This window comes from Magnetospirillum sulfuroxidans (assembly GCF_018224925.1).
Classification (GTDB): Bacteria; Pseudomonadota; Alphaproteobacteria; order Rhodospirillales; family Magnetospirillaceae; genus Magnetospirillum; species Magnetospirillum sulfuroxidans.
The window spans coordinates 1-19,229 of the sequence record NZ_JAGTUF010000011.1; the positions used below are offsets into that span (position 1 = coordinate 1).

Sequence of the window (19,229 nt, forward strand, 5' to 3'; positions counted from 1 at the left end):
GTAACCCTCGTCGACGCCGCTGAACGCTTCGGACCGACGGGGAAAGGGGGCGCGAACACGCCTTTTTCCGCACCCTGCTAAAGGCGGTAAACCTCTCGCTTGGACACGGCCAGATGTCTATCGGCCACCTTACGTTCGACCAGCTTCTTGACGATGCTGCTGTAGATTCCGACACCAAGGAAAAAGCCGTTTGGATCGATATAGACAATGCATTTTCCAGCCCCGTCACGCGCTCCGATGATGCGGCGGAGTATGCTCCAACGCAAATCCTGGCAGAGCTATTCAGAAATGCTGGCTATGATGCGATCATCTATCGAAGCCAGTTTGGTGAAACGGGCTATAATATCGCTCTTTTTACCATTGAGGATGCCGCTCCAATCAACTGCGCGCCGTATGAAGTTACTGCGGTCGAAGTGGCCTTCAAGGAGGCTGGTAATAGGTGGTTCTCTATGGAGCGCCAGAAGCATCGGAAAATCACGTAGACAAAACATCTCGTGCATGGCTTAACCGAGACAAGGTTCGGTCAGCACGTCGATAACGGCCATGACCGCCAGCAGGGCATCGGGAAATACATCCGTGTTGGCCTCGATCCAGCGGTCACGCCGCCCTTGCCGTTCCAGCAGCATGAGGTCGAATGGGCCTGGATCATCGTCGATCCAATAGAAATCGGCCTGCATGCTGATGGCGGCAGCCTTGGACGTGTCCCACCGCAAGGGCGTTATCCGCAGTAATAGCGGCTCCAGCGCGTCATCCCAATTGGAGCATTCGCGGAACGCCCTAACGATCCCGGCATGTGATCCCGAGCGGTCACGTGTGGTCAGCCAGAACGGTGTGTGGCGGTCAATGGCCCAGCGCAGGAACGTCTCCGCGTGCGGGGCGATTTCCCATCCCGCGTTCCACACCGCGCCGGGCACGGCACTGCGCAGCAACGGGCCGTCGATATCAAGGTAGAGGACGGCCATCAGCAGGCCAATTCCCAGCCATCGACGTAATATGCGCCCTGCTCGTCGATCAGCACCGGCGGTTCGCTGATGTAGCAGACATTCGCGTGGGCGATCAGCATGTGGGTCTCCGTCAGCAGATCAAGCAGCGGGGCAACGCCTTCGGTCTCGGCCATCAGTCCAATGCGGCGGCGCAAGAACGACAGCGCGATGGTTCCTGGCGTCGCTGCCCCCGGCACGGCGTCACCGATGCCCTGATAACGCGGCGAAGCAGCCATAACCTCGGCAGCCTTGCAGGGCGTGTGCAGTGTGACCGTTCCGGCCACGCTGCCCTTGATCCAGGATGGCTGATCGGGGAACGGCAGATCGTCGCACGCCAACGCATCCCACAGGGCTTGTTCCCGTGGCTTGGTCGCGGCCAACACACCGCGCTCCAAATCTCCGCATAGCATCGCCAATTCGCCCTTTCCCACGCGGGCGGCAGTGCGTGCCCGCTGCATTGGCCCATGGACAAGCTGGTCCGTCACGTTTGGCCCCACCGGGTCATCGGCCACCAGCGGGAAGACCGACCGTGCCCACGCCATGGTCAAGGGCGAAGCGCACCAGATGATGTGCCGGGGATGCGGCAGTCCCGCCTCACGGTATGCGTCCTTGACCAGTTGCTCGACGCGGGGACGGTCGGGCCGATCCGTGAGGCCCAGCATGGTGGTCCAGACGTGGAGAAAACGGCGTGCCGCCGCCGTGGGGTTGTCAGTGATGGTGTTCATGGGAGTGCCTCAATATCCGCAGTGTTAATGACCACGGTATTTAGCGGCGCGCCCATTCAGAGGATTTCCACCGCCGCCCGCATCATGGCGTCGTTGACCTCAATATAGCGTTGCGTGGTGCTGAGGTGCCGGTGCCCGGCCAGCGTCATGATCACCTTGGCCGAGACGCCGCTGTGGGCGAGCCGGGTGATGAACCAACGTCGCCCGCTGTGGCTGCTGGCCCCGTCGATGCCCGCCGCTCCATAGAGGTTGGTGAACAACTGGCACAGGGTATTGGGCGAGAATGCCGTTTGCTTTTGCGTCAGCAGGAACGGGGTGTCGCCGGGGCGCTGGGCCACCTTCAGCGCGACCACATAGCGTTCCAGTTCCTTGCGCAGCTTGTCGCCCACGAACACCGCCCGTGCCTCGCCGGTCTTGGTGATGGCTCCACGTAGCAGGATTTGATCCTTGACCTGGCCGTCGCCGGTCAGCACGTCCTTGACGGTCAGGGCGGCGATCTCGCCCACGCGCATCCCGGCATAGAAACTGAGCATGAGGGCAGCGCGGTTGCGGGCCGCGTGCTTCCTGCTGGCGATGATGGCCAGCACGCGCTTCAGCTCGCTCTCGCTCAAAACCTTGGCCTGCTTCATAGCTGAAACCTTGAGAAATCAACGCGGACGCACAAAACGTTATAAGCGCCGATTGCCCAAAGTCGCAACGGCGTTGATCCGTGCGTTATTTCAACGATGTAGCCAAAATATAAGAAAATGTGCGTTTGTAAATAAGACAAAGCCGGGAGATCAGCAATGAATTCCAAGGCGATACCGCATGAGTTCTTTCCAGAACGTCTCGCGCGCTTTTTCTGCGGGACAGCGCCTCGCGTTGGCTGCCGCGCCTCTGGGCCAGAAAAACCTAATGAAACGCACAGAAGTACATATTCGTGCCCGGTCAAGCCGGATGCGATGGGCCACAGAAGATCGAGATGCAGCAAGAACCACCCTTCGTCGTCGCCGTTGTGGATGATGATGCCGGTTTCCGGGACGCGATTGGCTGGCTGCTCAAGGCCAACGGCTATGGGGTGCGCAGCTATGGCGACGCCCCATCCTTCCTCGCCGGTCACGATCCGGTGGCTATTGGCTGTGTGCTGCTTGATCTGCGCCTGGACGATTCTTGCGGTATCGACACGCTGGTTGAAGCTCGGCAGCGCGGCCTTGATGCGCCCGTGTTGATGATCTCAGGGCACGGCGACATTCCCACGGCTGTAAAGGCCGTGAAGCTTGGCGCGGCGGGTTTCATCGAAAAGCCCGTGGACAACGACAAGCTGCTCGCCACTGTGGAAGCGGCCTGCACGGCGCACCAGCAGCAATGCCGCCAGCATGGCCGGGCGATCAATGCCCTGAAAGGCTATGGGCAGTTGACCAACCGGGAGCGGCAGGTGTTCTGGGCCATCACCGATGGCCTGACCAACAAGGAAATCGGCACGACATTGGGCATCAGCATTCGGACGGCTGAAACCCACAGGGCGCGCGTTTTCGAGAAAATGAGTGCGGGCAGCGTCGGGGACCTGAATAGGGCGGCCCATTTCCTGCCTCGGCCACCGCTCGTCAATCCGTAGTTAGCCACAATTACGACACCCCTGCTCAGAGGTACACAGTACCTCTGTCAGCGCACGCGTGCGCATCGCTGTAAGAGACCACTCACTATCAGGGGGACAGAATGAAGAAGATCATGATGATCTTGGCCGCCACTATGTTCTTGGGGGCCGCCCATGCCGCCGAAAGCCAGACCTCTCAGCCCGACCGGGTGCATGACTGGCAGGCGATCCAGGAATACATCCAAACGGCCCAGGCTGGCCCGAACACTCTCCAGTGTATCGATCGCTGCCAAGCTAGCTACAACGCTTGCCAGCGGCAGGCGTATAGCCCGGACAAGGCGCAGCAATGCTACCGGGAACTGGAATCTTGTAATCGCCGCTGTGGCTACTGATTGCCGAGGGCTCCATGCTGTCTCTACTCCTTCTTGTCTCTATCATCTTCGCATCCATGTTCGCATTAGCCTTTTTTCTGGCATCGATATTTATCAGGAACCCTGATCCTGACGTAGAAACCCCGTCGAAGTTCTTTTTGGTCATTGCAGCCCTGTTTGCACTTTTTGCATTCTCGGCTTTCATTTGGCGCGGCCACGATGAGCGACAGGAACAGGCGGAAATTGCCGCTAAAAAGGAATTTAGCGAACTCGTACAGTCCCGATGCGCTGCCGCCAACCGACAGTACGAAGACGCCCTGATGACCCGCGAGAACTATGGGGCGCTATCGGCGACGCAACAGGCCCGAATGGGACGGGAATGGGGTGCTGATGGGAATTGGGTTCAGGGCCAAGTCAGCAATTCGCGGCGTGCCGTGGATGACTGCGAGCGTGGGCTCAGGGCTGACAAGGCCGCGATATACCGATCGCACGGCCTGAGCCTTGAGAAATGAACAAGAAAGGGGCACTTCGTCTAGCAATCGCGGCAGGCCTCATCGCCGCCGCGATCTGCCCCTTCCGAAGCGCCCACGCGACCAACGGCGAATGCGAAGAAATCCGGATGGCACTTAATCCGATCTATCAGCAACTGATCGCGGCGCTCGACCGTTATCTTTATAGCCGCGACGTCAACATGAAGATCGATGCCGAGACGGACACCTGGGCGCAGTTCCAGTTCCGGGACATGGCCGATCGGCACGACAAGCAGATCGTCAATCTCATTCGCGAGTACAACGATGGCGACCCGGTCGCAATTCGCAAGTGCAATGAGGTCGTTTACCAGGCCGACTGCGAGGCGTTCCAGGTCTATAAGGCCGCTGTGATCAACCTCCCCGGCATGGCCTCTCGGCGCAGCGATATTCTGGCCGAAGAAGCTAAGAGGTGCGCCCAGGCGCACGGCGACTAAAGGGAGCCCTTGTCGATGGTGTGCCCGCGTGCGCCCTGCCAGAACCGGGCAATAAACTCGTGCTTGTTGAGACGTCCGTTCTCGTAGCGCATGCCGGGATAGGTCTGCGCGAAATGCGCCTTGGCCTTGGCGTGAACCGCCTTGCGGGTTTCCATGTCATATAATGTGGACGAGCCTTCGTAGGCGGCGAACTCGCGCAAGGCGATGTTGTGGCATTGGAACGCACCCAGCCCTTGCTGGACGAACTGATACGCGAAATCGTCGTCCTCGCCGATCTGCATGTCATTGAACCAAATCGGCTGCGATGGCTTGCGGAGAAACCAGAAGCTGCCCTTGAGGTCAACGAGACGCTCGAACACCAGGAAGTCGGCGAAGAAATCGGGCTTGGCCTTCCAGGGATATCCCCGAATGGCCCCGTTGATCGGGCTGAAAATGTAGATGTTGTCGGCGATTTGCGGCAGCGCGCCGAAGATCGTGTGGCCGTCCATTTCGTCGATCAGGACGGAATCGTTGTCGGCCATGACGGTCCAGGTTTCGTCGCTGGCGTAAAAGTCCTCCAGCAGCGGATTGCGTGCCGGGCCAGGACGCAGGAGCGGCCCCTTATACCGGGCATAGGTGATGCGTGGATCGGCGCGATACCAGTTGCTTTGGTAGCCCTGGTCGAACACCAGGACATCAAGCCCGCGTTCCAACAGCCAATCGAGTTGGCGGTTGTGCCACGCGAGGCGCTTTTGCTGAAGCGCCCCGGTGTCGCCCATGTAGGAGATGATGCGTGCCTTCATGGCACTTGCTGCGGGGGCAGTGGGTTGCGGAATGGGCGTGTTTTATCTTGGACCGCCTTCACGATCTTGGTCCACTGGCACGGATCGCTCCATTCTTCGCGGATAGCATCGCTGAATACGATCTGGTCCAGCGCGATGGGGCCACCCATTTCGGGATCGAAGGCGTCGGCACGCCAGCATTGCGCATAGCCCGTGTCGGTTTCGTGGACGATGACGCTATCCAAGGTCACGCCCTGCTCGCCATTCCCGAACTTGGTCACGGCCAGCACGGTATCGACCAGAACGAAGAACACACGGCTGAGCTGTTCCGCGCTGGGGTTCACCGGCATGGACACCCACCGCTCGCTGTGCCGCTGGATGAAGGCGATGTACTCCGGGTCATCACGATCCCAGAAGCAGGCGGCATGGTCCCAGGAATCGATCAGTTCCTTGATCGCGCCCTTGAGCAGGCCAAAATCCAGGATCATCCCGGCATTGTCCAGCCGTGCGGCGGTCAGCAGCAATTCCACCCGGTAGCTGTGGCCGTGCAGGCTGAGGGCGCAACGGCGGGTCGAGCAGTTGCGCACCACATGGGCGTTCTCGAACCGGAACAGCTTACGGATGATCATAGTTTGTCGTTGAAGGATTTGTTTTCGTCGCGGATACGCTCAAGAACTTGGGCGTCAGTCTCTCCCGGCAGGCGCAGACCATAACGGTCCACGCTTTCCCAAAAGACCGATGTCACAGTCCCGGTGAGATCATTTCCCACGCAGCAGCTCGGGATCGGCTCTCCGTTCTTGACGCACCATGCGTCCACGACCCGCAAAACGTCGTTGGTCTCGACCGTCTCGCCATAGGGGGCCACTATCTCACGAGAGAACTTTGAAGTCGGATCGGCGACCAACGCCCGCTGAATTTCCACGAATTCGCGCTTTGTTGGCTGTTTGCCTTTCGGCATCTTCAACATATTCAGCACCTCTATAAAGGGGGGGGGGGGAATGCCGCCCTAGCGGCTTCGCAAGAAGCGGGGGATTGGCGTTACGGCAGCTTGATCTTCGCCAGATCGCTATCCGGCGTTTCGCTTTTGAGCGCCGCCGCCAGCTTGTCCACCAGATCGGCCTTCGCCTCGACGATCTTGGCGGACTGGCCGTAGACCTTGCGCAGGAACATTTCCTGGCTGATGAAGGTGAACAGCGCATAGCCCTCGGGCTTGAGGGTGCCGTAGAGGTGATAGAGGTTGGGATCGACCTCCAAATCCTTCTCTTCGGCTTCCTTCAGCGCGTCCCTGATCTTGGTTTCGCTCAGCGTGACCAAGTTCGTATAGGCCTCGAAGGAAAGATGTTCGGCGAGGCAACAGGTTCCCATGGCCCGCATGAAGTCGAGCTGACGGTCAAAGGCGCAAACGACACATTCCTTGGCGTCCGGATCAAAATGTTCGTCGCAGTCCCGACCACAGGTGGGCTGGAACCAGCGGGCATTCAGCACCTTGCGTTGGGCGACGCCCTCGGGGCCATCGGCGTAATACATCTGCTTGGTGCCGACCATGAGCCCAGCACTGGAGGCATCGCAGCTCACCGTGAAGCCATCATCATCGAGCACCCGGCGCAATGCCCGTTGGATCAAGGTGAACGAGGCAACCCGTTTTTCCGCCGCGACGCCAAGGATGTGTATCCAGCGGTGATTGCCGTCCTTACCCAGCAATCCGTCCTGGAGCATCCGCGCGATCACCCGCAGGGCCGTGGCGGTGTTCTGAGCGGCGAAGCCGCCGAACGACCAACCGTCAAAGGCGTTGTCACCCCATTTGCTGCGGTCGCAATAGCCCTTGATCTCGTCATACCAGCGCAGCGCGCCCTCGTGGCCTTCGGCCCGAAGTCCCTGCACGACGTTGAGCATGCGCGCCGCCTTGGGGTTACGGTTTTGCACCTGCCAATCGAAGTTGTCCTTGGTCAGCGTCAGGCATTCATCGAAGCTGTCGATGCAGATGGCCTTGCGGTTGCCGATGCTGCCGGTGGGAACGTCCATGGCGATGGCGATATCGCTGATCGCCTCCTGCCAGGACGTGATCTTCTCGCGCATCTCGTAATATTGCTTCGGAGCCAATATCCCGGTGGCGACCTGGAAGCCGCCGCTATCGCTCATCAACACCGTATCGGGGCGGCGATTCCAGATAGAGGGATTGATGGCCTTGGACTTCTGGATATCCAGTTCGGCGCCGCCACCGCTGAACAGGGCCGCGTCATAACGGAACAGCCCGCCCTCGCTGAGGTAATTGATGGCATCGAACGAAGAGAACCCCGCCTCCCTCAGCCCGGCAATCACGTCAGGCCGTGCGGAATAATTAATGAAACTGCTGTGAATGGCCGGGAACACCGACACATGGTCCTTGCGCCAATGCCGGTAATCCAGGCTGGGATCGATCTCTACGGCCATGACAACACCGCTCCGTTTTCGCCGTCTTCGCTGATATCGATTTCCACCCCGCGCCCTGGGTAGCGTTCGGCGATCCGCGCATAGAGTTCCTCGGCCATCATCTCGCAGCTACGCCCGTCGAGGCCGAGGGTGTGGGCGTCGTACAGCGATTCCAGCCAGTCCTGGAAAAGGTGGAATTCGATGTCGCGGTCGTTGTGGCGCACCTCGATGGACACCTTGAACCAGAAGGTGTGGCGGTGGGTGTGGGCCAGATAATCGACCTCGGCGGGGGCACCGGCATAGCGGTGCAGGCCGCGCTTGCGGAAGGTCACATAGATCATGCGCCGCGCCATCATGCCCCCACCAGATGCTGGTAAAGGGGCGTGGCGGTGAGATAGCGCGCTTTCAGCGCCTGCTCCTGCCGGGCGATTTCCGCCTGCATCCGGGGCGTGGCGCAATCATCCATCAGCGTGCGGATATAGGAGACCAGGAAGTCCTTGTTGGCTCGATAGGCTTCCCAATTGGCCGTCCAGTCGCTGGGGTACAGGAACGGCGCGCTGTACTGCTCGTTATAGGCCAGCCGCCGAAGCGACAACGGCATGGCCCCGGCGATGGTGGCCTCGGCCTGGGCAATGCCCAACGTCTCTTGCAGCGCGGCGCTGAACGACATTTTCGCCTGCCCCAGCAGCGCATGGTATTGCGGCTTCGTCAGGCCTTGTTCCTGGCACACAACCCAGTCGTATTGCGGCAGGGTGGCTGCCAAGTCCTTGAAGATGTCGAGCTGCTTTTCCGGGGCCTGCCGATGGGGGAACAGGATCAGATTGGCGCGTTGCTCGGGCGGCAGGCGGTGCGGCGGCAATTCGTCCCACAGATATTCGTTGGGATAGCCGCTATAGGCTGCATGGTCGCCCATCTCGTCGTCGTCGATCTTGAGGACGCGGGAGAACAGTCCCCAATGGAACGAGGTGGTGAAGAAATTGCGGTCGATGGCCCAGAACAGCGCCCGCTCGGCGGCGTAGGACCACCTTTTGTCAGCGATACTACGCCCCAGGAAGTCCCACGGGTCATAGGAGCCCGCATGCCAGATCGCCGAAATGTCCCAACTTACATCAAGTAAGTTCCGCATATAGGCGAGTTGCAGGATGCCGGGGTGCCACGCATCCGTGACCAGAACCTTGTCGCCATCGCGAACCAAGCCCGCCTCGATCATGCCGATGAAGCGGTTGACCTGCTGGTTCTTCCACAGATTGGTGGTGGCGAAGTTGAGGAACGCCCCGGTGCTGGCCCGCTGTGTGCCGCCATCACCCGGCACGTTGACGATGTTGAGCCCACCGCTGTTGATGGCTTCCTGGCCGAAACCCGCCGGGTCCATGTGAACCCGCACCGCGATCCCCTGGGCCTCGGCATAAGCGGCGATCTGCCGGGGAACGCCCGCGAACCACTGCGCCGTATAGCGCGTCTCGATGGGTTCCAGCGACAATATCCAGATTGTGTGCATGGTGGCGTGCCGCCCTGGTGGCAATTGCTTCGGGCGGGCACGCTATGCCGGTCGGGATAGGCCGGATATTGGGGGAGTTCCCCAATGGACATGGCAGGGCTTGGCGCCCCCATTTCCATCACAATCGGTCGCTTCACATTATGTCCTTATGATGTAGCGACCAACCTCATCACTATCATAGTGAAATCCGGCGGATTCATCGTCAACAAACAATTCCCATGGCTTTTTGTTAGGCCTTGCGTCAAGGCCAAGGAGCCTAACAACATCAGCAATGTCAAATAAATCCACCTTATATACACCAACTGTTGGCGTTTTTATATTTGTTTCGCTCTTTGCCGATTTCGTAAATCCACTGGCTGTTGTTATAACAATTCCTTTGCACTCCCCTTCCCGAAACAATACGCCATTAAGCTCCCTTACGGCAGAAACCCCTTCTTTCTTGCTCAAATCAGCTCTTCTCTTCACCTGAACAAGATATTTTTCAGACGAAGATGTGACCAATATGATATCAACTCCACCGTCCCCCGACCCTCCAACATGCCGGACTTCACAAGGGGAATAGGCATCTCTAAGGCATGCAGCCATTAATTTCTCGAACTTAGTTGGATTAACCCATGCCAAATCTTTTGGGTTTGATCTTAGGTGTGACCTCAACTCATCGAGCGGTATGGAAATAGATGATGTGTCGTAGCGACGCAGCTCTCCTACGGTTCTGCTTATAAATAAGCCCATGCTATCACTACCTGTGCTTTCATCAACCCTCCACCAACCGCATGACAAGCATTCATCAACGGAATAATTCGTTGGGTATTGCTGACCTATTACTGATTTTTTAGGCTTGCTACGAAAGGCCGCATGCATTTTTCCACAGCAATATTTGCACAAACTTGCACCTGTTTCGCTATCTAGCGCCGCCAGACCTCTCTCTTCGCGAAAAGCGTCATCATAACTAAAGCGGTATTCGGTGGCATATTTATATGATAAAACTTCAGTCATCTTCCGCCCCCCCCCGAAGCAGCTTGACGTCAAACTACATAAGCAAAACATTCTCTACATACACTATTTATGCAGAGCCATCGATTTACAAATAATTTCTGCAACGCTATTTGCGCGCATTTTCTTCAGAACGGCACTGCGATGTACTTCCGCCGTCTTGAGGTTGATGCCGAGGTCGGCGGCGACTTCCTTGGTCGCCTTGCCATTGACCAACAGCCAGAACACCTCCCGCTCACGCGCGGTCAGCAGGTCGTAAAGCCGCATCGCCTCGACCGCCCTACCATAGCGGGCGCAGAAATCACGATGATGAGCGCAGGCGCTGGCGACATCAACCAACAGCTTGGCATTGTCGATGGGCTTCTCGATGAAGCCCATCGCCCCTTGCTGCACCGCCTTGACGGCGGTGGGAATGTCGCCGTGGCCGGAAATCATGATCACCGGCATGTCATGGCCGTGCGCGCGTGAGCGCCGGAAGACCTCGATGCCGCAATCCTCGCCCAAGCGCAGATCGACCAGGGCGCAGCCGATGGCGCGGATGTCGTGCTGGGCGATGAAATTGTCGGCATCACCATAAGGGCGGGCGTCATAGCCGTTGGTCCGCAGCAGCCAGACAATGGCCTCGCGGAAGCTGGCATCGTCATCGACGACAGCCACGACAAAGGGCGCTTCGGTCATGACGCCACCGGCAACCAGCAGGTGACGCAGGCGCCGCCATCGTCGTTGTTGGCGATCTCCAGATCGCCGCCATGGGCGGTCAGGATGGCGCGGGCAATGGGCAGGCCAAAGCCGCTGCCGCCCGGCTTGGCCGAGGCGAACAGGGCGTGGCCGCTGCGCAAGGTCTCTTCCGCGAAGCCGAGGCCGCTGTCCCGCACGCGCAACACCGCCTTGCCGTTCTCTTCATTCAGCCCGACCACCAAGGTTCGCGGTGACGTGGCTGCCATGGCTTCGCAGGCATTGCGGACCAGATTGACCGCCAATTGCTGAAGGGTGGCGCGATCGCCCAAGATTTTGGCCGTGCATCCGTCCAACTCGAATTGGGTCGAGACGCCGCTGTCGTCGCAAATCTGGCGCAGCAGCGGCACCACATCGCCCATCACCGCCGCCAGCGGCAGTACTTCACGCCTGCCGGTGGCTTGGTCGAACTGCGCCTGGTTGGTGGCGATGATCTCGCGCACCCGCTGTACCTCGCGCTCCAGCCGCCCGGTGATTTCCGGCAGTTCCGCCGGATCGACGTTGCCGCGTTCCGCCATGGTGTGCAGCGCCTGGGCATAGGTGGAGGCCGAGGCCAGGGGCTGCCTGATCTCGTGCGCCAGCTTGGATGCCGTTTCGTGCGTGGTAAAGTGGCGGTATGCCTTATCCAAGGCCGTTTCGTGCGTGGTAAAGTGGCGGTATGCCTTATCCAAGGCCGTTTCCTGCTTGCGCAGCTTGCGCAATGCCCCTTCGCGATCCTCCACCGCCCCGGCGATGATCAGGCTGAGATAGCCGATGGACAGCATGAAATAGGGCGCACCGGCCAGGATGGCTTGGTCGGGCCGCAACAGGCTGGCCGCAGTGATCGACACATTGGCGAGCAAGGTGGACAAGGCCGCACCCAACACGCCGAAGGCCACCGCATTCCACGCCACCGGCAGCATGACGAAATAGGAGAAGCGGCCCTGGTCATGGCCCAGCAGCAGTTCCGCCACTTCCAGATAGAGGATCAAGGCGGTCGCCAGCAGGCCGAGGAACAGGACACGCCCATCCTTTTGCCGGAAATGGGAGCGCCATGGACGGTTCAGCAGCAACAGGGTTGGCGCGAGGGTGACAATGCCCAGCGCGTCACCAATGAAGAAGCGAGCGGCCAGCGGCCCGTATTCCGACCACGGGATCGCGCCATCGACACAGAAGTTGAGGACATTGATAGCCGCGACAGTGGCGGGCGTTGCCAGTGATGCGGCGATGAAACGGTGGATATGGGCCTGACGGCTGAGGTCCAACGGCCCGCCAAGCCAGCGCCGCAGCAGCGCAACACCAACCACATAGCCGGTTGGCGGGATCAGCCAGGACAGCCAAGCGCCAGGCGTGGTGACGGCATAGGGGCCAAGCAGGACCACAGTGCCGATGCCCGCATAGGCCAGCGGCCAAAACTTTGGAAAGCGAAGGAGAAAGGCGAAGGTCAGTCCAGCGGGCGGATACCAAACGCTGACGCCGGGACCAACATTCATCGCCACCGCCGCCTTATGGGCCAGAACCCAGATAACGGGGTAAAGCGCAATAATAACTGCCTTGCGCAGCCCATCGCGGTTCGACGGCGGCACCATGAACGACCTCTATGACTTTCCCGCCAAACCCCTGTCTGTGAACTTACATGCTTCAAGTCTGTCTGTCATGGGGCGGGCACCTCGGCAAAGACAGCAGCCATATCCTCCGATTGATGACGGCATACTGGCCCGGTACTGTCGTCGCCAACCGAAAGAGGGAAATCGTGTCCACCGGCATCGTCACCTTCACCGAACAGCAAGCCAATGCGCTGATCCATGACGAATGGGACGGCACCGGTCCCGTACGCCTGGACCAGACGGTGCCGCTGGCCGAGCTTCTGGCGAGCAGCGTGGTGCCGAACGCCCGCATGCTGATGGCGGAATTGGAGGGAGCCGGGGCCAAGCTGACAGCCAAGGGCAATCTCAACCGCAAACTGGTCGTATCCCTGGTGGACCGTTTCCAGTGGGTCGATTACGACCCGGCGCGCATTTGGGGGATGAACAAGGTCGTCAATGAGCCGGATTTCACCCCGCTGCATTACCTGCATATCGTCCTCAAGCTGGGCGGATTGGCGCGCACCGAGAAGGGGTTCCTGAAGCTGACCAAGAAGGGCAAGGCGATGCTTGCCGACGATGCCGCCGGGACGCTTCAGGTGCATTTGTTCCGCACCACCTATACCCGGTTCAATCCCGCCTATCTGGACCGCAACGGCCTCGAAGAATTCTTCGGTTGGCAAATGTCCTTGATCCTCTATCTGATCGGTCAGTTCGCGGACGATTGGCGCCCCGCCGATGCCCTGATGCGTAGCGTCACCTTGCCCAGCGAGGAGGCGTTGAAGTCCGAAATGCCCGACAGGCCGGTCTGGGCGTTCGAGTCTCGGGTGCTGCGCTATTTGCGTTGGTTTGGCCTGATGGAGCGCAAGGAGGCCGCCGCCAATGACGACTGGCGGCAGCCCAAGCTCTATCGCAAGACACCGCTTTATGACCGGATGCTGACCTTCGTTCTGTGATATCCGGCCCTACGTCAGGAACTCGGTATGGCCTGCATAGCGATGCCCATCCGAGGTGAAGGAAGGGATGAACACTTCGGCGACGCGGCCATCCGCCTCGCACCGAACACGCATGAATTTGTCGATCAGGGTGATGGTGGGGGTGCCGCCGCCGACCAATCCGGTGACGGCCTTCTTGGCGGCCAACAAATCGCCCCGGCCTTCGGTGAACTCCAATGGGCCGCCGTCGAAGGCAATCGCCGGATCAAAGGGATGGGCGTCCATATCCTCGTGCCCGGCCATCAGCACCCATTCCTTGGCGCCGATCCGGAACTTGGTCAGCTTGCCTCCGGTTCCACCAAACACGGCCTTGACCAGTTTGGCGTTCGCATCCTTCTTGCTGATCGCCAATGTCCGTTCCAGCCATGCGGCGAAGTCGCCCGCGACAGGCACTTCCGCCTTCCATTCATCAACAGGCTTCGCCACCGCCAATTTCTCGGTGGCTGAGCGGAAGGCGATGGTAGTGGAGGAACCATCGGGGCTGGAGGTGCGGCAGCGCCCATCACCATCGGGAATGGCGTCAAACCAGTCCCACGACACCACGCCCGCCTTCTGGTTATAGGCTTTAACCGCATCCTCATGCCCAGTGACGGTCACCTTCACCACCGCGATCTTGCCGTCCATCGCCATGGGGCCGGTGATGGTGAACTTGGCCCCGTGCGCACCTAGCTTGGCAAGGTGCTGCATGGCCTTGATGGCCTTGGCCCCGAACCAATAGGTGCCCTCGTGCAGGTAGTCCTGGCGAGACAGCACGGCGTGGACCATGCAGGTTTGCGCGCTGCCGTGGGATGACCATAGCTCGCAGCGCTCATTGCCGTTGATGAGTTTCACGTTGGCGTCGTTGGCATGCGCCACCTTGCCGACCGCGAGCAGCTTCAGCAGCTTGTCCAAGCCGTGTTCCCCAACCGGCACCGTCGTTTGCTCCTTGCCGGTGCTCGTCTTCTTCTCGGGAGCGGCATCCAACAGGAACTTCTCAAGCAGCGCCTTGCTTCCGTCGGTGACGGGCGGAAAGCCGAGGAGATGGGCAACGCCAGCATCGTCGAAATACAGGGCGGCAAGTGCGGTGCCGCCTTTCCTGGCGACATCCTGCGGCAACGTCTTCGCCATCGTTGCCTTCAGCGCGGCAAGCCCGGCACCAAGGTTCTGCTGCTTGGTGCGCTCGGCCTCCTGGGCTTTGGCCTGGGCTTCGTCGGTCTTTTTCTGAAGGCCGTTCCATTCGGCTTTGGTGGCCTCGACCCCGCCGTGTTTGGCGATGAAGGCGACGACATCCTTGGACCCGTCCTCGGACGAGGCAGCGAATTCCAGCACCTTGCTGTAGGTGCTGACGGTCTTCTGCCGTCGCGCCTTGTCAGCCTTTCCGGCCTCATCGGCGGGATCGAAGCTGTCGAGATTGGCGTCGAAGAACGCCTTGATGGTGGGAATGTAAGGGCTGGCGTTCTTGCCGCGCGGCTTGGCGTTGACCTTCCGCTGTTCCAGCAATTTCCCGAATTCGGGGCTGCCGTGCCATGTCCGGTGAAACTGAAAGGCCCTGTCGAGGGCGGCATACAAAGCCGCGTTCTTGGCCTTCTGGGAATTCTCCTCGTCACCTGCCGCCGTATTGAAGGCGATGACAACGCCCTCGGCCTCCTTCAGCGCATCCTCGAAACCCACCGTGACCGCACCGCCGTCCATCGAAGCCCCCTTGCGAGATAAACCGATGGCCGATCTTTGCCCCGGAAATCGCGGTCAGGCAACGAGCTTACTTCGAGTAAGTCCGGTTTCAGGGCGTTGAAATATATCCTTTTTCTCTTAATGGGCAGAAGTTGAGATTGGCGACAAAAGGATGGCTCACTTTCAAGCCCCCTTACGCTTCAAAGCCTGACACACCATGTCCGTAGCAGCGTCGATATCATGCACGATCAAGTTACCAGGCACGCGGATAGGCTCGACATCGATTGCCCGGAGACGCTCGTTGATTGAGGTGTCCTTATTGAGTTTTTTAGAGCCTCGATGGTGCCGGATTGAATCGCAAAAAATTGCCACCCTCTGGTCCGGAAAATACAAATCGGCCTCCGTGATCGCCCCCGAAACATGGCGAAATTCAACATCCCGCCACATATGATGAAGCGAGGCATAAACAGCCCCGCCATCACAGAACCAAACCTGCGGTGTTGGGCGCAGGCCGCGTAAAATGAGCGACTGAAAAAGGAATAACTCTATCGGCGACTGACTCCCCCAAACCCTCCTGGCCTCTAATTTTTTGAACGGTTTGAAAAATGTTTTGCGATGATTCTTATTGTATCTTTTCTCCATGTCAGGGTCCGTAAAGCCAATCGACGGATTCAATATATCTTCACAGTCATACTCGGTTGCGAGGAAATATGCGGCCACCACGAGGCCAAGCTCATCAATGAACCTGCTTGGCAGGGCACCACCAAACGTCTTGGTAGAGGCGTAAAATCCCCATGTGCCCAAGAAGGGATCATACCCTCCATAAAAAGGGAGGGATTTTCCCAAAATCGCCTCAAGATCTATTTTTTCAACATAATCGATGGGTAAAGCCTCAACTTTTCCTCGCTTGGAAGCCGGAATAAGTGAAAGGGAATAGGGAATGGCGTGCGATGCCTCGCCTTCGACAGTAAAGCCCGCCAAACTCAGGACGACCTGTACCATCTGGAACTTCGTTCCGGCCCTGCGGAAAAGCTCGACCTCCCCAGGAGATGGGAGGTCGAACAATGGGCCTGCCGCCGCATCAGACATGGCCTTTGTAACGGGTTGAATGCCTCCCAGCGGCCCCAAACTGGCACGAACGAGTTCGGGCACAGTCTCGAGGCTTACTGCTAGCGGGAGAGGAGGGATATGGCTGTATTCCGGACGGGCCAACAGTCCCTTTGGTCGATCTTTGATCATTGGTCACTCGCCGCCTCAATATTCGTCGGCTAGTATGATCGTCAGCACTCGAATAGTCACTGCTGAATTGGCCGGATCATCCGAGGCGAAGTTCAGGTCGGTGTCGTAATAGTCGATCTTCCAGATGATGCGGTGGCCGCCAACATTCATTACCGCGCAATCGTGCTCGGCATAGGGATCGTTGTCGGGGGTAAAATCGGAAAACGCTGCGACGGCAGTGAGCACATCCAGGATGGCTTGATGGCCGAGGGCCTGGATGCCCCTGGTGATGACCACCTTGCCGTAACTGTGGTCACGGCGAAGCTGGTCGTTGAGTGCGGCGATACGTTCCGTCCGGTCCATGCGGCCCTCGCTGTTGCGCGGGCACGTTTCCGGGATTGGGCTTTGCGCCCGGTGCTGCTGCTATAGCGGCGGAACGCGCGGGGCGTCTACGAGCTGTGCGCTCGCCCTGCCAGTACCCTGGGTGCTGGACATACGGCGACGAGCAGCGTGCGAGCACGGCAGGGCTGCGCAAGCGTTGTTGGTCCGTGTTTTGGGGCAAAACGTACACAGTTTGGCCGACTGTGTATTGGTGGGGACGGCGGGACTTGAACCCGCAAGGCCGAGGCCGGGCGATTTTAAGTCGCCAGAGTTTACCAATTTCTCCACGTCCCCGCACCGGCAGAGGTCGGCATTCTTTCGGTTGCGCCTTCGCCTGTCAATATTGATGCCGACCCGCGTCTCGGTTTATCGGGCCGAGACGCGGATAACACCGGCGTGGTCACAGCCCGAGATCGAAGACCAGGATTTCCGCATCGGCGTCGCCATGGATGTTCAAGACCTCCTCATCCCTGGCGGCCAAGCCGTCGCCGGCTTCCAGACGCAGGCCGTTGACGGTCACCGCGCCCCGTGCCACCTGAACCCAGGCGCCCCGATCCGGGGCCAGAGCGAATGCGACCGCGCTGCCGACGGGAAGAATTCCGGCATGGATCACCGCGTTCTGATGGATGCTTACCGCGCCGTCGCGGCCATCGGGGGAAGCGATGACATGCAGGCGGCCCGGCTGCTCCGCCACCTTCACCGGCTTTTGTTCGTAACCCGGCTCCAGCCCTTTGCGATCCGGCAAAATCCAGATTTGCAGCAGATGCACCTGCTCGCGGTCCGAAGCATTGTATTCGCTATGCCGGATACCCGTGCCGGCGGTCATGCGCTGGACCTCGCCCGGACGGATCACCGAGCGGCTGCCCAGTGAATCCTGGTGCTCCAACGCGCCTTCCAACACGTAGGTGACGATTTCCATGTCGCGGTGGGGATGGGTGTCAAAGCCCGTGCCCGGCGCCACCCAATCCTCGTTGATGACCCGCAACGAGGCGAATCCCATATAAGCAGGGTCGAAATATTCGCCGAAGGAAAAGCTGTGCCGGCTGTCGAGCCAGCCGAAATTGGCCTTGCCTCGTTCCGCCGACGGTCGTGCGATCAACATATCCATATCTCCTGTGCAAGCTGATTGCCTTGTCCAAGAGTGTGGCATCTCGCGATTTTTCCGGCAATTCAGCGAAACCAGGACATATCGTTGTCATTTATGGAACGATGCATCTGCGGCGGCGGCGAACGACGCCAAGGACGGACACGCGCACCGCCTCACATGGCTGATGCCCTGCTGTAGTTGCCGCTCCTCTTTCCCCCTGCTATCGTCCGCGCTACAGATAATTAAAGCCCCTGGGCTTGAACGGAAAGGATTGGTCATGAGCGAGGTCAAAGTCGCGATTTTGGGGGCCAGCGGTTATACCGGGGCCGAATTGGTCCGCATGCTGGCGAACCATCCCAGCTTCCGCATGACCGCGCTGACCGCCGACCGCAAGGCCGGCCAGGAAATGGCCTCGGTGTTTCCGCAATGCGCCGCCCTTGATCTGCCGCGTCTGGTCAGCATCGATCAGGTGGACTTCGCCGGCATCGACGCGGTATTCTGCGCCCTGCCGCACGGCACCACCCAAGAGGTGATCGCCGCCCTGCCCGCCCATGTGAAGATCGTCGATTTGTCGGCCGATTTCCGGCTGTACGACCTGGACGCTTATAACACCTGGTATGGTCACCCGCACAAGGCGCCGGCGCTGCAAACCCAAGCGGTTTATGGCCTGACCGAGTTGAAGCGCGCCGCCATCGCCACGGCCCGGCTGGTCGCCAATCCCGGTTGTTACCCGACCAGCGTGCAAATCCCGCTGGTGCCGCTGCTCAAGGCCGGGCTGATCGAAGCCGACGATATCATCATCGACGCCAAGTCAGGCACCTCGGGCGCCGGACGCGCCGCCAAGGAAAACATCCTTTATTGCGAGGTCACCGAAGGCTTGCATGCCTATGGCATCGCCAGCCATCGCCACGCCCCGGAAATCGAACAGGAATTGTCCGAAGCCGCGCGCAAGGACGTTGTCGTCAGCTTCACCCCGCACCTGATCCCCATGAGCCGGGGCATGCTGTCGACCATCAATGTCCGGCTGGCCGCTGGCGCCAAGGCCGCCGACCTGCGCGCCGCCTGGACCCAGGTCTATGGGGACGAGCCGTTCGTCAAGGTGCTGGCCGCTGGGGTCGCGCCGCAAACCCGGCATGTGCGCGGGTCCAATTACTGTTTTATCAACGCCTTTGACGACCGTCTGCCGGGGCGCGCGATCATCTGCTCGGTCATTGATAATTTGGTCAAGGGCGCCTCGGGCCAGGCGGTTCAGAACATGAACCTGATGTTCGGCCTGGCCGAAACCACCGGCACCAACCAACAGCCGCTGTTCCCGTAAGGAGTT

Annotated in this window: 23 protein-coding genes and 1 tRNA gene; 7 read left to right on the forward strand and 17 right to left on the reverse strand. The window is 59.6% G+C overall.

Annotated features, from left to right (window positions below):
• The first annotated feature begins 113 nt into the window (after positions 1-113).
• Entirely contained in the window at positions 114-482 is a 369-nt protein-coding gene (locus KEC16_RS11965; RefSeq protein ID WP_211549183.1) for an RES family NAD+ phosphorylase, read from the forward strand.
• A gap of 21 nt (positions 483-503) precedes the next feature.
• Here the strand turns inward: KEC16_RS11965 and KEC16_RS11970 are convergent, their stop codons facing one another.
• The 3 genes from KEC16_RS11970 to KEC16_RS11980 are packed head-to-tail and all read right to left on the reverse strand — an operon-like array spanning position 504 to position 2,337.
• Complete coding sequence (locus tag KEC16_RS11970) at positions 504-962, reverse strand: hypothetical protein (protein WP_211549185.1); 459 nt, start codon at positions 960-962, stop codon at positions 504-506.
• Positions 962-1,708: a hypothetical protein gene (locus KEC16_RS11975; RefSeq protein ID WP_211549187.1), complete on the reverse strand. Its 747-nt coding sequence runs from the start codon at positions 1,706-1,708 to the stop codon at positions 962-964. Before KEC16_RS11975 ends, KEC16_RS11970 begins: the two co-directional genes overlap by 1 nt.
• 56 nt (positions 1,709-1,764) lie before the next feature.
• Positions 1,765-2,337: a tyrosine-type recombinase/integrase gene (locus KEC16_RS11980; protein ID WP_211549189.1), complete on the reverse strand. Its 573-nt coding sequence runs from the start codon at positions 2,335-2,337 to the stop codon at positions 1,765-1,767.
• A 332-nt stretch (positions 2,338-2,669) separates the two neighbouring features.
• Between KEC16_RS11980 and KEC16_RS11985 the strand changes: the two genes are divergently transcribed.
• From KEC16_RS11985 to KEC16_RS12000, 4 genes are all read left to right on the forward strand, one after another.
• Positions 2,670-3,302 (forward strand): response regulator transcription factor, encoded by a 633-nt coding sequence (locus KEC16_RS11985; protein ID WP_211549191.1) that lies wholly within the window; start codon positions 2,670-2,672, stop codon positions 3,300-3,302.
• A gap of 101 nt (positions 3,303-3,403) precedes the next feature.
• Positions 3,404-3,673 carry a hypothetical protein gene (locus KEC16_RS11990; protein WP_211549193.1) on the forward strand — a complete coding sequence of 90 codons (270 nt, stop codon included), beginning with the start codon at positions 3,404-3,406 and terminating at the stop codon, positions 3,671-3,673.
• A gap of 14 nt (positions 3,674-3,687) precedes the next feature.
• Positions 3,688-4,164 (forward strand): hypothetical protein, encoded by a 477-nt coding sequence (locus KEC16_RS11995; protein ID WP_211549195.1) that lies wholly within the window; start codon positions 3,688-3,690, stop codon positions 4,162-4,164.
• Entirely contained in the window at positions 4,161-4,616 is a 456-nt protein-coding gene (locus tag KEC16_RS12000; RefSeq protein WP_211549197.1) for a hypothetical protein, read from the forward strand. The genes KEC16_RS11995 and KEC16_RS12000 overlap by 4 nt, the downstream gene beginning before the upstream one ends.
• On the opposite strand, the gene KEC16_RS12005 is transcribed toward KEC16_RS12000, so the two are convergent.
• The 9 genes from KEC16_RS12005 to KEC16_RS12045 all read right to left on the reverse strand — a co-directional run bounded on the left by KEC16_RS12005 (position 4,613) and on the right by KEC16_RS12045 (position 12,580).
• Positions 4,613-5,374 (reverse strand): hypothetical protein, encoded by a 762-nt coding sequence (locus tag KEC16_RS12005; RefSeq protein WP_211549199.1) that lies wholly within the window; start codon positions 5,372-5,374, stop codon positions 4,613-4,615. The two genes, KEC16_RS12000 and KEC16_RS12005, sit on opposite strands and share 4 nt — an antisense overlap.
• A 20-nt stretch (positions 5,375-5,394) precedes the next feature.
• Complete coding sequence (locus tag KEC16_RS12010; protein WP_211549200.1) at positions 5,395-6,006, reverse strand: 6-pyruvoyl trahydropterin synthase family protein; 612 nt, start codon at positions 6,004-6,006, stop codon at positions 5,395-5,397.
• Positions 6,003-6,344: a hypothetical protein gene (locus tag KEC16_RS12015; RefSeq protein WP_211549202.1), complete on the reverse strand. Its 342-nt coding sequence runs from the start codon at positions 6,342-6,344 to the stop codon at positions 6,003-6,005. The genes KEC16_RS12010 and KEC16_RS12015 overlap by 4 nt, the downstream gene beginning before the upstream one ends.
• 71 nt (positions 6,345-6,415) lie before the next feature.
• Complete coding sequence (locus KEC16_RS12020; protein WP_211549204.1) at positions 6,416-7,807, reverse strand: hypothetical protein; 1,392 nt, start codon at positions 7,805-7,807, stop codon at positions 6,416-6,418.
• On the reverse strand, positions 7,798-8,127 hold the full coding sequence (locus KEC16_RS12025; RefSeq protein WP_211549206.1) for a hypothetical protein: 330 nt from the start codon (positions 8,125-8,127) through the stop codon (positions 7,798-7,800). Before KEC16_RS12025 ends, KEC16_RS12020 begins: the two co-directional genes overlap by 10 nt.
• 11 nt (positions 8,128-8,138) lie before the next feature.
• The gene (locus KEC16_RS12030; RefSeq protein WP_211549208.1) at positions 8,139-9,284 is read right to left on the reverse strand and encodes a hypothetical protein; all 1,146 of its coding nucleotides are present in this window, start codon (positions 9,282-9,284) and stop codon (positions 8,139-8,141) included.
• A 138-nt stretch (positions 9,285-9,422) separates the two neighbouring features.
• Entirely contained in the window at positions 9,423-10,280 is an 858-nt protein-coding gene (locus KEC16_RS12035; RefSeq protein ID WP_211549211.1) for a restriction endonuclease, read from the reverse strand.
• A 63-nt stretch (positions 10,281-10,343) separates the two neighbouring features.
• Entirely contained in the window at positions 10,344-10,955 is a 612-nt protein-coding gene (locus KEC16_RS12040; protein WP_211549213.1) for a response regulator transcription factor, read from the reverse strand.
• Positions 10,952-12,580 (reverse strand): MASE1 domain-containing protein, encoded by a 1,629-nt coding sequence (locus KEC16_RS12045; protein WP_211549215.1) that lies wholly within the window; start codon positions 12,578-12,580, stop codon positions 10,952-10,954. Before KEC16_RS12045 ends, KEC16_RS12040 begins: the two co-directional genes overlap by 4 nt.
• Before the next feature lie 164 nt (positions 12,581-12,744).
• On the opposite strand from KEC16_RS12045, the gene KEC16_RS12050 reads away from it, so the two are divergent.
• A complete protein-coding gene (locus KEC16_RS12050; protein ID WP_211549217.1) occupies positions 12,745-13,530 on the forward strand; it encodes a hypothetical protein in 786 nt (261 codons plus the stop codon).
• A 9-nt stretch (positions 13,531-13,539) separates the two neighbouring features.
• On the opposite strand, the gene KEC16_RS12055 is transcribed toward KEC16_RS12050, so the two are convergent.
• From KEC16_RS12055 to KEC16_RS12075, 5 genes are all read right to left on the reverse strand, one after another.
• Positions 13,540-15,240, reverse strand: a complete 1,701-nt coding sequence (locus KEC16_RS12055; protein WP_211549219.1) for a hypothetical protein — start codon at positions 15,238-15,240, stop codon at positions 13,540-13,542.
• Between the two features lie 162 nt (positions 15,241-15,402).
• Positions 15,403-16,458 (reverse strand): hypothetical protein, encoded by a 1,056-nt coding sequence (locus tag KEC16_RS12060; RefSeq protein ID WP_211549221.1) that lies wholly within the window; start codon positions 16,456-16,458, stop codon positions 15,403-15,405.
• A gap of 15 nt (positions 16,459-16,473) precedes the next feature.
• Positions 16,474-16,800 carry a DUF3768 domain-containing protein gene (locus KEC16_RS12065; RefSeq protein ID WP_211549223.1) on the reverse strand — a complete coding sequence of 109 codons (327 nt, stop codon included), beginning with the start codon at positions 16,798-16,800 and terminating at the stop codon, positions 16,474-16,476.
• Between the two features lie 227 nt (positions 16,801-17,027).
• Positions 17,028-17,112 (reverse strand) — tRNA-Leu (locus tag KEC16_RS12070).
• A gap of 106 nt (positions 17,113-17,218) precedes the next feature.
• Complete coding sequence (locus KEC16_RS12075) at positions 17,219-17,920, reverse strand: pirin family protein (protein ID WP_211549225.1); 702 nt, start codon at positions 17,918-17,920, stop codon at positions 17,219-17,221.
• 262 nt (positions 17,921-18,182) lie between these two features.
• On the opposite strand from KEC16_RS12075, the gene argC reads away from it, so the two are divergent.
• Positions 18,183-19,223 (forward strand): N-acetyl-gamma-glutamyl-phosphate reductase, encoded by a 1,041-nt coding sequence (gene argC, locus KEC16_RS12080; RefSeq protein ID WP_211549227.1) that lies wholly within the window; start codon positions 18,183-18,185, stop codon positions 19,221-19,223.
• Positions 19,224-19,229: the final 6 nt, after the last annotated feature.

Coding starts and splice junctions, on each gene's coding strand:
- KEC16_RS12025 (WP_211549206.1), bottom strand. CDS start 8,127: ATGATCTATGTGACCTTCCGCAAGCGCGGCCTGCACCGCTATGCCGGT.
- KEC16_RS11985 (WP_211549191.1), top strand. CDS start 2,670: ATGCAGCAAGAACCACCCTTCGTCGTCGCCGTTGTGGATGATGATGCC.
- argC (WP_211549227.1), top strand. CDS start 18,183: ATGAGCGAGGTCAAAGTCGCGATTTTGGGGGCCAGCGGTTATACCGGG.
- KEC16_RS12030 (WP_211549208.1), bottom strand. CDS start 9,284: ATGCACACAATCTGGATATTGTCGCTGGAACCCATCGAGACGCGCTAT.
- KEC16_RS12065 (WP_211549223.1), bottom strand. CDS start 16,800: ATGGACCGGACGGAACGTATCGCCGCACTCAACGACCAGCTTCGCCGT.
- KEC16_RS11990 (WP_211549193.1), top strand. CDS start 3,404: ATGAAGAAGATCATGATGATCTTGGCCGCCACTATGTTCTTGGGGGCC.
- KEC16_RS12040 (WP_211549213.1), bottom strand. CDS start 10,955: ATGACCGAAGCGCCCTTTGTCGTGGCTGTCGTCGATGACGATGCCAGC.
- KEC16_RS12055 (WP_211549219.1), bottom strand. CDS start 15,240: ATGGACGGCGGTGCGGTCACGGTGGGTTTCGAGGATGCGCTGAAGGAG.
- KEC16_RS12000 (WP_211549197.1), top strand. CDS start 4,161: ATGAACAAGAAAGGGGCACTTCGTCTAGCAATCGCGGCAGGCCTCATC.
- KEC16_RS12035 (WP_211549211.1), bottom strand. CDS start 10,280: ATGACTGAAGTTTTATCATATAAATATGCCACCGAATACCGCTTTAGT.
- KEC16_RS11965 (WP_211549183.1), top strand. CDS start 114: ATGTCTATCGGCCACCTTACGTTCGACCAGCTTCTTGACGATGCTGCT.
- KEC16_RS12045 (WP_211549215.1), bottom strand. CDS start 12,580: ATGGTGCCGCCGTCGAACCGCGATGGGCTGCGCAAGGCAGTTATTATT.
- KEC16_RS12015 (WP_211549202.1), bottom strand. CDS start 6,344: ATGTTGAAGATGCCGAAAGGCAAACAGCCAACAAAGCGCGAATTCGTG.
- KEC16_RS12060 (WP_211549221.1), bottom strand. CDS start 16,458: ATGATCAAAGATCGACCAAAGGGACTGTTGGCCCGTCCGGAATACAGC.
- KEC16_RS11975 (WP_211549187.1), bottom strand. CDS start 1,708: ATGAACACCATCACTGACAACCCCACGGCGGCGGCACGCCGTTTTCTC.
- KEC16_RS12005 (WP_211549199.1), bottom strand. CDS start 5,374: ATGGGCGACACCGGGGCGCTTCAGCAAAAGCGCCTCGCGTGGCACAAC.
- KEC16_RS12010 (WP_211549200.1), bottom strand. CDS start 6,006: ATGATCATCCGTAAGCTGTTCCGGTTCGAGAACGCCCATGTGGTGCGC.
- KEC16_RS12020 (WP_211549204.1), bottom strand. CDS start 7,807: ATGGCCGTAGAGATCGATCCCAGCCTGGATTACCGGCATTGGCGCAAG.
- KEC16_RS11995 (WP_211549195.1), top strand. CDS start 3,688: ATGCTGTCTCTACTCCTTCTTGTCTCTATCATCTTCGCATCCATGTTC.
- KEC16_RS11980 (WP_211549189.1), bottom strand. CDS start 2,337: ATGAAGCAGGCCAAGGTTTTGAGCGAGAGCGAGCTGAAGCGCGTGCTG.
- KEC16_RS11970 (WP_211549185.1), bottom strand. CDS start 962: ATGGCCGTCCTCTACCTTGATATCGACGGCCCGTTGCTGCGCAGTGCC.
- KEC16_RS12075 (WP_211549225.1), bottom strand. CDS start 17,920: ATGTTGATCGCACGACCGTCGGCGGAACGAGGCAAGGCCAATTTCGGC.